At 74.6% G+C, this 15266-nt stretch carries 16 protein-coding genes; 9 read left to right on the top strand and 7 right to left on the bottom strand.

Going from position 1 to position 15266, the window contains the following annotated elements:
* On the top strand, positions 1-345 hold the full coding sequence (locus tag AB0I21_RS18325) for a helix-turn-helix domain-containing protein (protein ID WP_360562467.1): 345 nt from the start codon (positions 1-3) through the stop codon (positions 343-345).
* On the opposite strand, the gene AB0I21_RS18330 is transcribed toward AB0I21_RS18325, so the two are convergent.
* Positions 342-1265, bottom strand: a complete 924-nt coding sequence (locus AB0I21_RS18330) for a zinc-binding dehydrogenase (RefSeq protein ID WP_360562660.1) — start codon at positions 1263-1265, stop codon at positions 342-344. The two genes, AB0I21_RS18325 and AB0I21_RS18330, sit on opposite strands and share 4 nt — an antisense overlap.
* Before the next feature lie 74 nt (positions 1266-1339).
* Between AB0I21_RS18330 and AB0I21_RS18335 the strand changes: the two genes are divergently transcribed.
* Positions 1340-2050 (top strand): HD domain-containing protein, encoded by a 711-nt coding sequence (locus AB0I21_RS18335; protein WP_360562469.1) that lies wholly within the window; start codon positions 1340-1342, stop codon positions 2048-2050.
* 31 nt (positions 2051-2081) lie between these two features.
* On the opposite strand, the gene AB0I21_RS18340 is transcribed toward AB0I21_RS18335, so the two are convergent.
* Entirely contained in the window at positions 2082-2600 is a 519-nt protein-coding gene (locus AB0I21_RS18340; RefSeq protein ID WP_360562471.1) for a hypothetical protein, read from the bottom strand.
* A gap of 23 nt (positions 2601-2623) precedes the next feature.
* On the opposite strand from AB0I21_RS18340, the gene AB0I21_RS18345 reads away from it, so the two are divergent.
* Genes AB0I21_RS18345 through AB0I21_RS18365 form a run of 5 tightly spaced genes read left to right on the top strand, consistent with a single transcriptional unit; the run spans position 2624 to position 7186 of the window.
* Entirely contained in the window at positions 2624-3130 is a 507-nt protein-coding gene (locus AB0I21_RS18345) for a diadenosine tetraphosphate hydrolase (RefSeq protein ID WP_360562472.1), read from the top strand.
* A gap of 34 nt (positions 3131-3164) precedes the next feature.
* A complete protein-coding gene (locus AB0I21_RS18350; RefSeq protein WP_360562474.1) occupies positions 3165-3701 on the top strand; it encodes a PadR family transcriptional regulator in 537 nt (178 codons plus the stop codon).
* The gene (locus AB0I21_RS18355) at positions 3695-4342 is read left to right on the top strand and encodes an ATP-binding cassette domain-containing protein (protein ID WP_360562476.1); all 648 of its coding nucleotides are present in this window, start codon (positions 3695-3697) and stop codon (positions 4340-4342) included. Before AB0I21_RS18350 ends, AB0I21_RS18355 begins: the two co-directional genes overlap by 7 nt.
* Before the next feature lie 9 nt (positions 4343-4351).
* A complete protein-coding gene (locus tag AB0I21_RS18360; RefSeq protein WP_360562478.1) occupies positions 4352-6295 on the top strand; it encodes a hypothetical protein in 1944 nt (647 codons plus the stop codon).
* A gap of 9 nt (positions 6296-6304) precedes the next feature.
* Positions 6305-7186, top strand: coding sequence for an NAD(P)H-binding protein (locus AB0I21_RS18365; RefSeq protein ID WP_360562480.1), 882 nt, complete (start codon positions 6305-6307; stop codon positions 7184-7186).
* Here AB0I21_RS18365 and AB0I21_RS18370 read toward each other — a convergent pair.
* The 5 genes from AB0I21_RS18370 to AB0I21_RS18390 form a co-directional block, all read right to left on the bottom strand.
* On the bottom strand, positions 7179-7556 hold the full coding sequence (locus AB0I21_RS18370; protein WP_360562482.1) for an SgcJ/EcaC family oxidoreductase: 378 nt from the start codon (positions 7554-7556) through the stop codon (positions 7179-7181). The genes AB0I21_RS18365 and AB0I21_RS18370 overlap by 8 nt on opposite strands.
* Positions 7557-7590: 34 nt before the next feature.
* Positions 7591-7959 carry an STAS domain-containing protein gene (locus tag AB0I21_RS18375; protein WP_360562484.1) on the bottom strand — a complete coding sequence of 123 codons (369 nt, stop codon included), beginning with the start codon at positions 7957-7959 and terminating at the stop codon, positions 7591-7593.
* A 230-nt stretch (positions 7960-8189) separates the two neighbouring features.
* A complete protein-coding gene (locus AB0I21_RS18380) occupies positions 8190-8357 on the bottom strand; it encodes a hypothetical protein (protein WP_360562486.1) in 168 nt (55 codons plus the stop codon).
* Positions 8358-8362: 5 nt separating this feature from the next.
* A complete protein-coding gene (locus AB0I21_RS18385) occupies positions 8363-10117 on the bottom strand; it encodes a glycoside hydrolase family 76 protein (RefSeq protein ID WP_360562487.1) in 1755 nt (584 codons plus the stop codon).
* A gap of 4 nt (positions 10118-10121) precedes the next feature.
* Complete coding sequence (locus AB0I21_RS18390; RefSeq protein WP_360562662.1) at positions 10122-13391, bottom strand: DUF5127 domain-containing protein; 3270 nt, start codon at positions 13389-13391, stop codon at positions 10122-10124.
* A gap of 164 nt (positions 13392-13555) precedes the next feature.
* Between AB0I21_RS18390 and AB0I21_RS18395 the strand changes: the two genes are divergently transcribed.
* Positions 13556-14455: a diacylglycerol kinase family protein gene (locus AB0I21_RS18395; RefSeq protein WP_360562489.1), complete on the top strand. Its 900-nt coding sequence runs from the start codon at positions 13556-13558 to the stop codon at positions 14453-14455.
* On the top strand, positions 14452-15249 hold the full coding sequence (locus AB0I21_RS18400) for a metallophosphoesterase (RefSeq protein ID WP_360562491.1): 798 nt from the start codon (positions 14452-14454) through the stop codon (positions 15247-15249). The genes AB0I21_RS18395 and AB0I21_RS18400 overlap by 4 nt, the downstream gene beginning before the upstream one ends.
* Positions 15250-15266 lie beyond the last annotated feature (17 nt).

A 15266-nucleotide genomic window follows, 5' to 3' on the forward strand; every position in this document is an offset into this window, starting at 1 on the left:
GTGAGTAGGGGGCCCGTGTTGGACAAGCGCTACCACTGCCCGGTGGAGCTCGCCGTCGACGTGATCGGCGGCCGCTGGCGCCCGGTAGTCCTCGCGCACCTGAAGGAGGGCGTTCACCGGTACGGTGAGCTCCGCCGCCGCATGCCGCAGATCAGCGAGAAGATGCTGGTGCAGCGCCTGCGCGAGCTGGAGTCCGACGGCCTGGTCTCCCGCCACGACCACGGCACCGTCCCGCCGCACGTCGAATACCGGCTCACCGACGAGGGCGCGAGCCTCGCCCCGGTCCTGCAGGCCCTCTACGACTGGGGCTCCGCCCGGGCCGCCCGCACCGGCATCCCCGTCTAGACCGTCAGCAGGGTCTTGCCGATGGTCTGGCGGGACTCGATGGCGGCGTGGGCGTCGGCGGCGCGGGCGAGGGGGAAGGTCTGGCCGATGACCGGGCGCAGGCGGCCCTCGGCGGCGGCGCGCAGGGCGCGGGTCGCCAGCTCCGGGGCGCGGCGGCCGATCGCCAGCAGGTCCGGGAAGCCGAAGGCCGTCACGCCGTCGCCGGGCTGGGTCGGCGGGCCGCCCGCGGCGCCGTGGACGACGAACCGGCCGGCCGTCACCGCGAGGGCCGCGCGACCGATGGCGCCGCCGACCCCGTCGTACACGACGTCGAGATCCTTGAACGGCTCGGTCCAGCCGGGCGCGGTGTAGTCGACGGCCTCGGCGCCGAGGTCGCGGATCAGGGCCAGCTTCCGCTCCCCCGACGCCGCCCCGATGACGCGCGCGCCGGCGTCCAGGGCGAGCTGCACGAGGAGGCTGCCGACGCCGCCCGCGGCCGCCTCGACGAGCACGGTCTCACCCGGCCGCGGGCGGGCGAGCTCGTGCAGGCCGAGCGCGGTCCGGCCGTCGGCGACGAGCGCCGTGGCGTCCGGCGTGGGCACGCCGTCCGGGATCGGGACCGTGTCGCGGACCGCGGCGACGGCCAGCTCCGCGTAGCCGCCGGTGCCGTTCAGGCTCGCCACGACCCGCCGCCCGACGAGCGCGGGGTCGCCGCCCGGACCGACCGCGGCGACGGTCCCGCCGACCCCGTTGCCGAGCACGGCGGGCGGGACCGCGCCCGCTTTCGGGGCCCGGCCGGCCCGGGTCTGCGTCTCGATGAACGTGATCCCGGCCACCTCCACCCGGATCAGCACCTCGTCCGGTCCGGGGACCGGCTCCTCCGCCTCCCCCAGCTCCAGCACCGAGGGGGGACCGACCGCACGCCACCACACAGCTCGCATCACCCGGCGATCGTGCAACCTCAACTTGGGTTCAGGTCAACCCGGCGGTTGCCGTGATCCGCTATATGTTGTCGATGGACTATCCGGCGTATCTCGCGACGATGCCGATGCACGCGATCACCGAGGTCTACGGGGAGGACGGGCTGCGGGAGCGGTACCGGCTCGAGACGCAGCGGTTCGCGCCCCAGGAGCGGGAGCGGCTGGTCGAGGCGCTGGAGCTGGCGGCTCGGCTGCACCAGGACGACCGGCGGGTGCGGGAGCCGTATGTCAACCATCTGCTGCGCGTGGCGATCCGGATCATGCACCACTACGAGGTCGGCGACGTCGACGTGATCGTGGCGGCGGTGCTGCACGACGCGGTCGAGGACCACCCGGACGAGCTGGCCGGCACGCCCGGCGCGACGGCGGAGGCGGCCCTGGCGGTGCTCGCCGCGCGCTTCGGCGAGCGGACGGCGCGGCTCGTCGCGGCCGTGACCAACCCGGTCTACGACCCGGCCGTCGACAAGCACACGCAATACCGGCAGCACGTGCGCGACAGCCTGGAGCGGGAGCCGTGGGCGCGGGTGCTGAAGGTCTCCGACTTCACGGACAACGGCGTCGGGGTCATCCACACCACGGGGCCGAAGGTCGCCTCGTCCGCGGCGAAGTACCGGCCGCTGGTCCCCGTGCTGCGCGAGCTGGTGGCCCGGCCCGACACCCCGCTGTCGCGGCTGGTGAAGCAGCACATCTTCCGCCAGCTCGACCTCGCCGAGGAGCGCTTCGCCGCGATCCTGGACCCGGCGTGACCGGGGGCCGGTGACGAGTCCGGCGCCGGCGCTACGGGGCGACCCTGACGGCGCCGGGGAGGTCGCCGGGGTCGGCCCAGCGGTAGGCGGTGGTGAGGCCGCGCGGGTCGAGGTGCAGGGCGTTGAGGATGAGGCGGTGCTGGAACTCGGCGTAGACGGGGCCGGTGCCGTCGAACTCGCCGCGCAGCGCCCGGCCGAGGCGGGTGGTGTCGACCTCGCCGGTGCCGAACGGGGCCAGGCGGGCGGCGTCGTCGGGGGTGGGGCGGTCCGAGCGGTACCGGTGCACGAACCGGCCCTCCCGGTAGGCCTCCAGCTGCAGCCAGTCGGAGTCCTCGACCACGTTGGCCAGGGTGGCCCAGCCGGTGCCGGCGCCGATGCGCTCCGCCAGGTCGCCGGGGTCGGCGAAGTCGAGGTCGCCCTCGCGCGGGATGACCGCGGTCCGGTCGGGCGCGGCGGGCAGCGCGATCGCGTCGACGCCGGCCACGGCCAGCGCGTCGCAGACCGGTCCGAGCGCGGCGGCCACGAGCAGCGTCTGGTAGCTCGTCCCCATGCGCTGACGGTACCGTGACGGCGATGGACGACTGGCGCAAAGACCGTATCCGGTCGGCACTGGAAGGTCGCAACCCGGCCGTGCTGGCCCGGCTGTCGTCGGGGTTCGCGGTGATCGGCGACACGCAGTTCCTGCCGGGCTACTGCCTCCTGCTGTCCGACGACCCCTCCGCGGACCGCCTGGCCGACCTGACACGCTCCCGGCGCCTGGCCTTCCTGGCGGACATGGACCTCATCGGCGAGGCGGTGCAGACCGTGTGCGCGCGGCACGACCCGCAGTTCCGCCGGGTCAACTACAGCGTGCTCGGCAACCTGGACCCGATCCTGCACGCGCACATCCACCCGCGGTACGGGTGGGAGCCGCCGGAGCTGCTGCGCGGTCCGGTCAGCCACTACCCGGCCGCGGCGCACACGGTGCCGCTCGGGCCGGGGCACGACCGGCTGCGGGCCGACCTCGCCGCGGAGATCGCCCGGCTGAGCGCCGACTATGACGAGCCGGCCCGCATTCCGGAGGACTTCCCGGGCCTCTAGCAACGCGGTTGCTAGTTGCGGTACTGTCCGACACATGTCGGTCAGTCGATCCCTGCTGGGTCTGCTCGAAGGGCAGCCGCAGTACGGGTACACGCTGCGCCAGCGGTACGACCGCTGGTTCGCCGGCGGGCATCCGGTCGCCTCCGCCCAGGTGTACTCGTCGCTGCGCCGCCTCGCCGACGCCGGGCTCACCGAGCAGGTCGGCGTCGAGCCCGGCGGCGGCCCCGACCGGCGGCTCTACGGCATCACCGGCGCCGGCGTCGAGGAGCTGGAGCGCTGGCTCGCCGAGCCCGAGCTGCCCGACCTGCGCGCCGCCCGGCAGGTCCTGTTCGCCAAGATCGTGGTCGCGCTGCTGACCAGCCGGCAGCCGCAGCGGATCCTGGAGCGGCAGCGGCAGACGCACATGGCCCGCATGCGGCAGCTGCGCGAGGTCCGCACGGCGGGCGAACCGATCGAGCAGCTCGACGCCGACTTCGAGATGTTCCACCTCGAGGCCGACCTGCGCTGGATCGACGCCGCCGGCCCCCGCATCGACCGCATCCGGGCGGGTCTCCAGGAGCACCCGTGCTGACGGGCCGGGGGCTGCGGCTCGCGTTCGGCGCCACGCAGGCCCTCGACGACGTCGACCTGTCCGTCGCGCCGGGCGAGGTCGCGGCGGTCGTCGGGCCCGCCGGCTGCGGCAAGTCCACGCTGCTGCACGTCCTGTCCGGGGTGCTGGTCCCAGACGGCGGCCTCGTCACCTTCGAGGGCCAGGAGCTGAACGGGCTGTCCGACGACGCCCGCAGCGCGATCCGCCTGCGCCGCTTCGGCTTCGTGTTCGAGTCCGGCGACCTGATCCCGGAGCTGTCCCTGCGGGAGAACGTGGAGCTGCCGCTGCGCCTGCAGGGCCGCCGCGAGTCCGCGGCCGGGCTGCTCAAGGAGCTCGACCTCGCCGACGTCGCCGACCGGCTGCCCTGGGAGGTGCCCGACGACCAGGTGCTGCGGGCCGCCGTCGCGCGGGCGCTCGTCCACGACCCCGCCGTCGTCTTCGCGGACGAGCCGGCCACGGCCGTCGGCGACGCCGCCGGCGAGCTGCTCCTCGACGCGTTCACCGGCGCCGCCCGCCGCCGCGACACCGCGATCGTGCTCGCCACCCGCCAGGCCCGCGTCGCCGCGTACGCCGACCGCACCGTCTTCATCCACGACGGCCGGCTCGCCGACTCCCCGATCTGAGGACGCGACATGACACCCTGGCTCCGCCTCGGAATCCGGCTCACGTTGACCGGCGGGCGCCGGGCATGGGCCCGGATGGCGCTGATGGCGTCCGGCACCGCGATCGGCGCCGTGCTGCTGCTCGGCGCGCTCGCCGTCCCGGGCGTCATCGAGGCGCAGGACCACCGCGAGACCGCACGCGACATCATCGCGGGCCCGGTCGACAAGGCCGGCGGGACGCGCTTCACCATGATCCAGGACAGCATCGGCGGGCGGGAGCTCGTCCGGTTCGCGGTCGCGGCCATCGGAACCCGGGATCCGCAGGTGCCACCGGGGCTGGCGAAGCTCCCGCTGCCGGACCAGGCCGTCGTCTCGCCCGCGCTCGCCGAGCTCATCCGCACCGACCCGCGGGCCCGCGCCCGCTTCCCACAGCGGGTCGTCGGCACGATCGGCCCCGCCGGCCTCGTCGCCCCCGACGAACTGCGCGCCTGGGTGGGTGTCGACCCCGCGGCGCTCGCCGGCGCGCCCGCCATCATCGGCTTCGGCCCCCACGGCGAGCCGCCCATCCCGTGGGAGAAGTACCACGTCGGCGAGCGGATCGTCACCACCGCGCTCACCCTGTTCCTGCTGTTCCCGCTCGGCGTGCTGCTCGCCACCTGCTCTGCGGTGGCCCCCGGCGTGCCGAGCCGCCGGTCCGCCACGCTGCATCGCATGGGCGCCAGCCGCCGCCAGGCGGAGCTGGTCGAGGCGGCCGAGATCGGCGTCGTCTCCGCGCTCGGCGCGCTGCTGGGCACCGGGGTGTTCCTGCTCCTGCTGCGGCCGCTGTCGGGCGGCTGGCACCTGGGCCGGTTCCACTGGTTCGCCACCGACGTACACACCCCACCCGCGATGATCGCCGCGGTGGTGGCCGGGCTGACGCTGCTCGCCGTCTATCTCGGCGACTACGGCTGGCCTCGGCCGACCCTCGAGACTCCGGCGCCGCGCCCGAACGCGGGCCGGCTGCTCACCCCGGTGCTCGGTGTGGCGTCGGCGGCGTCGGTACTGGTGCCGGGGTTGCCCTTCGCGGCGCAGGCGACCCTCTTCGCCGGCGGCGTCCTGCTGTGCGCCGCGGGCCTTCCGGCGGCCGTGCCCGTGCTCACCGCCTGGCTCGGCCGCCGCCTCGCCACCGTGGGCCCGGTGCCGGTGCGCCTGGCCGGCCGGCGCCTGGACCACACGCCGTCCCACGCGCCGCGGCACGTCGCGTCGGTCGCCGTGGCGTTGTTCCTGTCAGTGGTCGGTCTGGCCGCCACGGCCGGTTACGCCGAATGGACCGGACCGAGCCCGCGCAACGGCACCCCGCTGGCGACCTACATCGTCTTCGGCCCGGCGGCCGGACTGACGGAAGCACCCGGCGTCGACCGCGTGGCGGGGTCGTCCGACGACGGCCGGCACACCGTCGTCGCCCTCTCCACCGATCCGGCCGACGCCGAGGCGTTCGCCGCCTACCTCGCCGCGCACCTCCCGGCGACCTATCTGCAGCGGCCCGGCGACCTCCGGCCGGTCCCGCTCGGCGGGCCGCTGGAGTCGGCGCACGGCTTCGACCGCTCCGCCGGGCTGGTCCTGCCGTCGGTGACCCTCGCCGTCGCCGCGCTGCTCGCCGGGGCCGCGTTCGGGGTCGGCGCCATCGGACGGTTCCTGCGGCACCGCCGGCGCAACGCCCGTCTCCTCGTCCTCGGCGCGCCGTGGCGCACGGTCGCCGCGGCGGAGTTCCTGGCCGCCGCGGTCCCGCTCGTCGTCGCCCTGGCCCTGGCCGGCGCCTGCGCCGGCGTCGTGCTCACCGCCTGGACCCGGACCCTGTCACTGTCCACATCGGACATCCTGGGCGCCGCGGCCCCGGCGCTGTGGGTCGCGGCCGCGCTGCTGGGCGTCCTGGCCGTGATCGCGCCCGCCGCCGTCCGCCGCCGGGCCACCGCCACCGACCTGCGCCGCGCCTAGGATGGTGGCGTGACGATCCTCGTGACCGGCGCGACCGGCAACGTGGGCAGGCTCGTGGTGCAGCGGCTCGCCGCGCGGGGAGCGCGGGTCCGCGCCCTCACCCGCTCGCCCGGCACGGCACGGTTTCCGGATGGCGTCGAGGTGCTCGGCGGTGACCTCGACGACCCGGCATCGCTCGCCGGCGCGCTCGCCGGGGTCTCCCGGATGTACCTGTTCCCGGTCGCCCGCACCGCCCGCGACGTGGTGGAGCTGGCGGCGCGGGCCGGCGTCGAGCGGATCGTCACCCTGTCCTCGGGCGCCGTCACCGGCGGATTCGACACCGATTTCCACCTGCCGGTCGAGCGGGCCGTCGAGGGCTCCGGCCTGCGGTGGACGCACGTTCGCCCCGGCGAGTTCATGCTCAACAAGCTGTGGCTGTGGGGACCGTCGATCCGCGCCGAGGGCGTCGTCCGCGAGCCGTTCCCCGACGCCGCGTGGTGCCCGGTCCACGAGGCCGACATCGCCGACGTCGCGGCCGTGGCGCTGCTGGAGGACGGGCACCACGGCAGGGCGTACGACGTGAACGGCCCCGCGGTGATCACCCGCCGGGAGCAGGTCGACGCGATCGCCGCGGCGACCGGCCGGCCGGTGCGGCTCGAGGTGGTGACCGCGGGGCGGGCCCGGGAGCTGTACCGCGCGCAGGGCGGTTTCGCGGCGGCCAACGCCGACTTCCTGCTCGGGTTCGAGGACTACTCCGGCAACACGCCCTCCACCGCCCTCGAGGCCGGCGTCGAGGCCGCCGCGCCGGTCCCGGTGGAGCTGCCGACGGCGACGCCGGTGACCGGGCGGGCGGCCCGCACGTTCGCGGAGTGGGCCCGCGACCACGCTGCGGACCTCAGGGACCTCAGCTGACGACCGGGGTGTTCTGGCAGGCGGTCAGCAGCCAGTGGCCGTCATCGAGGGCCATCACGTAGACGGGGCTGCCCTCGGCGGTGCCGTCGGGCGACACCGTCGTCTGCCGGACCCGCGCGGCGGCCACGTCGGGCCGGATGAACAGGACGTCGACCAGCTCATACGTGACGGTCGTGCCGTGCATCGCGCCGGGCAGCACCTTCCGCGTGAACTCGCCGATCTCGTCCCGGCCGGTCAGCCGCTTCCCGTGCCCCGTGGTCCAGACCGCGTCGTGGCGGAACAGCGCGACGAAGTCGTCGACCGCCTCCCGCCGCTGCGCGTCCTGCACCCTACCGACGACGTCCCGGATCGCTGCGATCGCTGTGTCCATGCCGGACACCATCCGACCTCAACCGGGCTTCAGGTCAAGCCCCGTCGGCGCCGAACGCGTCGTTGACGGTGGGGAAGACGGGGACGCGCTGGTGCAGGCCCGCCAACATGAGGATCCGCAGCTGCAAGGTGCCGGGGGCGACGATGAGGCACAGCCGCAGCCCCTTGGCGCCGCAGGCGTCGGCGAACTGCAGGAACAGCCGGACCGCGGCGGCGCTGAGAAACTCGACGGCGAGCAGGTCGACGATGACGAGGCTGGGCGGCGGCATGGACACCACCGCCGTCCAGCACTCGCCGTGCACGGCCCCGCTGGTGTCGGCGTCCACGTCGCCGACGATCCGCAGGATGAGGGCCTCGGGGGTGATGACCGGTGTGACGGCGGCCCGGGCACGGTCAGGTTCCATGGTTTCACCATTCTGACGTGCTGGGTGGAGCCGGTCACGGTGCGGTTCCTCAGTCGGGCCCGGCGGCGGCGTCAGGGTCGCGGGTGTCATGGTCGAGGGCGACCAGCGACATGTCTTCTGCGACCGGACCGCTGGACAGCTCCGATCGGGTCGCACCCGCTCGCCCGCACGATCAATCCGCCGGCCCGCCCCCATGCCCGTGCGCCGCGACACCTTCACGCAGCCCGCCCTCAGCGGGGCGTCGCCGGTGACAGGTCGCCGCTGATGCCGCACGGCTCGGCACACTTCAGAAACGCGAAGCCGTGACTCAGCAGCGTTGCCTGGGAGCCGCGCCACCACGCCTCGAACCCGCACGCCATCAGCACCAGCGCGACGAGCGCGAACGCAACCTTCCGCATCACGGTCAGCCGGACAGGACGGCGGACAGGGCGCTGGCCTGGGTGCGCCAGTCCGCGGGGGCGGACGAGGAGGCGGCCCAGCGGGAGCTGACCCGGTTCAGGGAGTCGCGGCCGTTCCACACGGTGTTCGCCTGCGTGGTGCGGAACGACTGGAACTGGGTGCCCGCCTCCGCCAGGTACCCCATGAAGATCCCCTTGAACTGCTTGCCGTTGTCGTCGCAGGTGGACGGGGCGACGTCGCACGCCTCGGTGAGCACGCCGGAGCGGACCAGCGGCGAGGCGAGCGCCGCCGTGCCGAGCTGCCGGGCGCGGTCCTGGTAGGCGGCGGTGCCGGTGGCCCGGTAGAGCTCCATGGCGGCGCCGATCGCGAGGCCCTGGTTGTAGCTCCACACGGGCTGCCCGTTGTTGGCGCAGCCGGCGGTGAGCCCGTCGTTGACCAGCCCGGAGGCGTTGATCATGCCGCTGGCGGTGAACCAGTTCCACGACGTGACGGCGCGCTGCAGCCAGGTGGTGTCGCCGGCGAGGCGGTTGTGCAGGGCCGCGGTGAGCCGCACGTACAGGCCGATCGTGACCGCGTTCTTGTAGGTGCGCTCCCGGTCCCACCAGACGCCGCCGCCGCAGGTGGACGTGTCCCAGAAGCCGTGGACGTAGGCGGCGATGGTGACCGCCTCGTCGAGGTAGGCGCGGTCGCCGGTGAGGTCGTAGGCGGCGACCCAGGTCAGGCCCCACCAGGCGCTGTCGTCGATGGAGCGGCTGATGAAGTGCCCGTCGATCGGGTCGGAGGAGCGGGCGCCGGCCGGGAACGCGACCCGGTTCACGTCGAACGTCCGGCGGACCGTCCACAGGTACCGGGTGTCGCCGGTGCGGCGGGTGTAGTCGATGACGGTGCGCAGCGCGACGGCGGAGTTCCACCAGCTCGACGGCCACCAGGCGGTGCTCGGGTCGTAGGAGTGCATCAGCGCGTCGGCCATCGCCGAGGGACGGTTCGAGGACGGGCGCGCCCATGCCGTACAGGTGACGGAGCCGGCCCGCCCGCAGGCCCGGATCGCGCCGCCGTACAGCAGCGACACGGGATCGGCGGTGTTGAACCTGGCGGTGCGCGCCGCCGTGGTGCGGCCGAGCAGCGAGCCGCCGGGCCAGGACGCGCCGGCGTCCCAGGAGCGGTCCAGCCACACCTCGTCGCCGGCCTGCGCGCCCGACATGGTGCCCCACGCCATCCCGGCCGCGTCCAGGTGCAGCCCGAACGTCCGGCCGTTGAGGCTGGTCGTCCTGACGGTTTCGGCGTCGGTACCGCCGGAGGCCCCGTCGCACGTCGGTGCGCACAGCGGCAGGTGGCTCCAGCCGGTGCAGGTGACCCCGCCGGCGTCGCCGCACGCGCGGATCACGCCCCGCCGGTGATGGGACGGGTCGCCCACGTTGTACATGAGGGTGCGGGTGCCGGTCCAGGTGCCCGGGATCGACGCCTTGCCGAGCAGCCCGTCCCAGGTGGCGCCGCCGTCGAAGGACCGGTCGAGCCACACCGAGTCGCCGACGACGCCGGCGTCGATGCTGCCCCACGCCATGCCGTCCACATCGGACACGTGCAGCACGAGGCGGCGGCCGTTGATCAGGACCGTCGGGACGGGGAACGTCTCCTGCCGGGCGAGCGACGGGTCGCGGGTGTCGCAGTAGAGCGCGCAGATCGCGGCCGCGGCGTGCGCGGCCGGCCCGGGCAGCACGATGAACCCGAGCAGCAGCAGGGATACCAGGACGCGTCGCATGAGGTCACCTCAGCACTCTGACATCGGTGGTCGTCAGGGCCCGGTTCCAGACCCTGACCCGGTCGACCTGGCCGGGAAGGAAGTCGGCGGCGGCACCGTTCCACCTGCCGCGGCCGATCGCGAAGGCCCCGCCCGAGGCCCACGCCGAGGTTTTCGCGGCGGTCGCGACGAGGACGCCGTTGACGTGGAGGCGCAGCTGCCCGGCGGCGGCGTCACGGACCCCGACGAGATGGGTCCAGCCGCCGGCCTGCGGCGGGAACGGCGACACCGCGCGGGTCGCGGCGGCGCCGGCGGTGTCCGAGGCGAGCATGGCGAAGGCCCACGCGTTGTCGGCGGCGGAGTACTGCAGGTAGAAGCCGCTGCCCTGGGCGCCGTCCTGGCTCAGCACGGTCGCGAAGTCGGCGGTGGACGTGAGGTTGACCCACCCGGCGACCGTGAAGCTGCCGGCGGTGTCCACAAGGGACCCCGCGGTCGCCGCCGAGCCGCCGGTGAGGGTGAGGGCGCCGCCGCTGTACGTGGCGTTCCCGGACAGCGTGAGGCCGGCCTCGGCGGCGTCGAGCTCGAACGCGCGGACCAGGCCGGCATTGATCCCCGCGGCGGCGGCGATCTCGGCGGCGGTGAGCGCGTGGCCGAACGTGGCGATGTCGTCGACGCCGCCGATGAAGAAGTCGGCGGGCGCGCCGTTCCACTTGCCGCGGCCGACGGCGAGCCCTCCGGCGGCACGCCAGGCGGTGGTGTAGGCGACGCTGCCGTGCGGGACGCCGTCGACGTACAGGCGGAGCTGGCCGGCGTCGGCGTCGTACACGCCGGCGAGGTGCGTCCAGGCGTTGAGCGTGGGGACCACTGTGGACAGTGCGCGGGTCGCGGCGGCGTTGTCGGTGTCGGCGGCGGGCATCGTGAAGGCCCACCGGTTGTCGGCGGCGGAGTACTGCAGGTAGAAGCCGGACAGGCGGGTGCCGTCCTGGCTGACGACGGTGCGGAAGCCCGAGAGGCTGCCGGGGTTGGCCCGGGCCATCACGGTGAAGCTCGTGTCGGTGCGCACCACCTGCCGGGCGGTGACCGGAGCCGTCGAGCCGGTCAGATTCAGCGCGCCGCCGCTGACGGTGCCGCCGGCGCCGAGGTCGTTGCCGTTGCCGCTGGCGTCCGACGGCCCGGTGGTGAAGGGCCACGCGCCGGTGAGGCCGTTCGGCACGGACCGCAGCGTCATCAGCGCCAGGGCGCCGCCCATCACGGGTCGGGCCGCGAAACCCTGCTGGTTGCCGGAGTCGGTGTCGTGCCAGTCGGAGAACGGCACCCGCGACGTGGTCGTGTTGGCGTACAGGTACGCCTTGGCGATGAGCGCGTCGCGAGCGGCCGGCTGCGCGGCGAGGAAGCCGGCCGTCCACAGCTCCCAGTCGACCTTCGTGTACCCGTGCCGCGGGTCGAGCGGCACCCCGTAGGCGTGCTGCTGCGACAGGTACCAGGCGGCCTCCTCCGCGGCGATCGCCGGTGGGACCAGGTTGGTGCCGAGCAGCCGGTCGGCGAACCCGTTGTACTTCAGGCTCCACGTGGTGTCGGCGCCGTCGTAGGTGAGCTTCAGGTGGGTGCGGCCGCCGTTCTGCGCCATCGTCGCCCACTGTCCGATGTAGGACTTCGCGGTGGCGGCGTAGGTGGTGGTGACGCCGGCGGCGCGGGCGATCGAGTCCATCGCGGCGATGCCGACGATGCCCTTCAGCGCGAGGTTGACGCTGTGGGCGATGAAGCCGGTGAAGTCGTCGGTCTGGTTCTGGTTGCCGGGGTCGGGCAGGTTCGCGACGAGGTAGTCGGCCCACTGGCGCAGCTTCGCCAGGTGCGCGGTGGCGTAGGCGGTGGCCTTCGCGGCGGGCATCCGGGCGATGAGCGCGGCGACCATGATGAGCATGTTCGCGGACTCCTCGACCGGCATGTCCTCCTCGTCGGTGCCGATCCGGCCGAACGCGTTGGGGTAGACGCCGAGGTCGTGCGGCGCGTGCGGCTTGTCGAACCCCCGCAGCTCGGTGTAGTCGAACAGCGGCGCGAGCAGCAGCTCCAGGTAGCGGGGGCTCAGCGCGAGGTACGCGGGGAACGCCGGGTACATGACGTCGACGGTGCTGAAGTCGCCGTTGGACGAGATCTCCTTCAGCGTGACCCACGGCGCGCCGCCCCGGCTGACGAGCTCGGTGCCGCCGAACGCCTGCCGCAGCACGAGCGAGCACAGCGCCGCGTACTGCGTGCCGCCCGCCTGCTGCGCGGCCGCGGTGACGGCGGCGTCGGTCGCGGCGGCGCCGGCCCGGGCCGCGTCGCGGTCGGCGCGGAACCAGCGCAGCATGTCCTGCCAGGTCCCCCACTGGGTGCGCCAGTACGGGTCGAGGTCGGCGCCCAGGTAGGACACGGCCGGCGTGCGCACGTGCCCGATGACGCAGACGACCGCCGGGCTGCCGGCGGCGCCGACCTGGCCGAGGTCCCGGCTGAACGCGAGGACCGGCCAGGCGTTGTCGATGGCCCGCGGCTGGTTGGTGTCGGCGGTGTTGAGCAGGGTCGCGTTGCCGGCGCCGCGGGCGCGCACGGTCGCGTCGGCGCCGGTCTGCCAGGTGAGCCCGGCGACCTCGTCGGTGGAGAAGACGACGGTGCCCCACGACGCCTGGTCGCCGGCCTCGCCGAGGACCGTCGGACTGGTCGGTGCGCAGGTGTGGACCCGCTGATCGCCGACGACGGCGGTGCTCCAGCCGATCTGCTTCGTCCGGTCGCCGTGCGCCCACTCGCCGGAGATGTCGAGGTAGACGCTGACGGCGTGGCTGCCGCCGTCGGTGGCGGTCGCGGCGACGCTCAGGTAGCTCATCGGCACCGACTGGCGGCGCAGGTTCGCGGGGTCGACCGGCGACAGGAACTCGACCTCGAGGCGGACGGCGCCGGCGGTGATCGTGAACGTGGAGCGGGTCGCGGTGACGACGAGCGCGGTCTGCGTGGCGAGGGGCCAGCCGCCGCTCGGCGAGCCCATGAACACGTAGGGCTGGCCGTCGACCCGCACGATGCCGGTCATCGCGGTCGCGGCGCCGGCCCAGAACGTGGGCCAGTTGCCGGGCAGCGTGTCGCCGCGCAGCCACGTCGACAGGTACGGCGACCGGACCGCCAGGGGCGTCGCCGGCGGCCGGATCGGGCTGAACGTGGACGCCGCCAACGCCTTGGCCGCCTCGGCGTCCAGGGTGACCCCGGCCGCGCCGGCCAGCCCGGCGAGCGCGGCGAGCCGGAGGACGTCCCGGCGGGACGCGTGTGGCATCGATGTCACGTTGGGCTCCCCATGGCGGTGGAAGGGCCGGACGGATTCGACATCAGCAAACATTTCCGCACGCAAACTGTCAACAGTCCTTATCAATATTCACGAAAGCCAACGGCCACCTCCGCGACAGCGGGCGGCCCGGCAAGGTTCGTACGATCCCGCCCGTGGAGCGCGTCGCGGTGGTGTACAACGGCCGGTCCGGGGCGTTCCTGGGCGGCGACCCGCCGCAGGAGCGGCTCGTCCGGCGCTTCGGCGAGTCGGGCGTGACGGCGCGGGTGCGCGCGTTCGCCCCGGAGACCCTCGCCGCCGACGTCGAGGAGCTGCTGAAGGGCGGGCCCGACGCGGTGTTCGTCGCCGGCGGGGACGGCACCGTCCGGGCGGTCGCCGAGCGCATGCTGGGCGGCGACGTCCCGCTGGGGGTGCTGCCGGCCGGCACGATGAACGTGCTCGCCCGCGACCTCGGCGTGCCGGAGGACCTGGACCGCGCGATCGGGGCGCTGCTGGCGGCGCCGGTCCGCCGGATCGACGTGGCGACGGTGAACGGCGTGCCGTTCCTGTGCAGCTCGACGCTGGCGATGATGCCGCACCTCGGGCGGCTCCGGGAGCACGCGCGCGGGCGGCGCGGTGCCGGCACGGTGCGGCTGCTCGGGCGCGGTTGGCGGCTGCTGCGGCGGTACCCCCGGCTGCGGCTGACGATCGACGTCGACGGGCGCGTGTACGAGGCGCGCACCAGGGCCGTCGTGGTCTCCTGCAACCCTCTCGACGCCGGGCCGGCCCCGATGCCGGGCCGGCAGCGGCTCGACGCCGGCACGCTCGCCGTCTACGTGACCGACGACCGGACCGGCTGGGACCTCCTGCGGGTCGCCGGCAAGCTGGTGCGGGGCACCTGGCAGCGGGATCCCGGGGTCCACACGTACATCGGCGAAACCGTGCGCGTGAAGACGCCGGCGCTGGCGATGATGAGCGTCATGAGCGACGGGGAGATCGCCCAGCTGACGGTGCCGCTGCACTACGAGCTGCGCCGCCGCGCGCTCGCCGTGCTCGCTCCGGGGGACCGGCCGTGACGACGATCGCGCAGATCTCCGACCTGCACTTCGGCCGGCACGTCCCGGCCATGGCGCAGGCCGTGCTGGCCGACCTGCGGACCGCCGCGCCGGCGCTGGTCGCGGTGTGCGGTGACCTGACCCAGACGGCGAGCGACGCGGAGTTCCGGGCGGTCCGCGCGTTCCTCGACGAGCTGCCGGCCCCGGCGGTCGTCGTCCCCGGCAACCACGACCTGCCCGGCTGGCGGGTGTGGACGCGGTTCGCCCGGCCGTGGCGGTCGTGGCGCCACCACCTCGGCACCGACCCGGACGGCCTGGTCACCTGGTCCGGCGACGGCGTCACCGCGGTCGGGGTCACCACCGCGCGCCGGTGGGGCCCGCACCACGACTGGTCGCGAGGGCGGCTCGGCGCCCGGCAGATCGCGGCCGTCGCCGCCGCGTTCGACGGGGCGCCCGGCGGTGACCTGCGCGTGCTCGTCGCGCACCACCCGTTCCTGCTGACCGCCGCCGGGCGCGCCCGCGGCCTGGTCGGACGGTCCGGTCCGGCGCTGCGGCACCTGCGGGGCCGGGCGGACCTGCTGCTCGGCGGGCACGTGCACCTCGCGTACAGCGGCCTCGTCGACGGCCTCGTCGTCGCGCAGTCCGGCACCGCGTTCTCCGACCGCCTCAAGGGCGAACCGAACAGCTTCAACCTCATCGAGGCCACCGGCGACCGGCTGGCCGTCACGGCACGGCGCTGGTCCGGCGACCGGTTCGAGTCGGGCCGGCACGACGCGTACCTCCGCGACAACCACCGATGGAAGACCATCGCTTGATCGACGCTCTAGAGTGT

Source organism: Dactylosporangium sp. NPDC050588 (assembly GCF_040654975.1).
GTDB classification, from domain to species: domain Bacteria; phylum Actinomycetota; class Actinomycetes; order Mycobacteriales; family Micromonosporaceae; genus Dactylosporangium; species Dactylosporangium maewongense.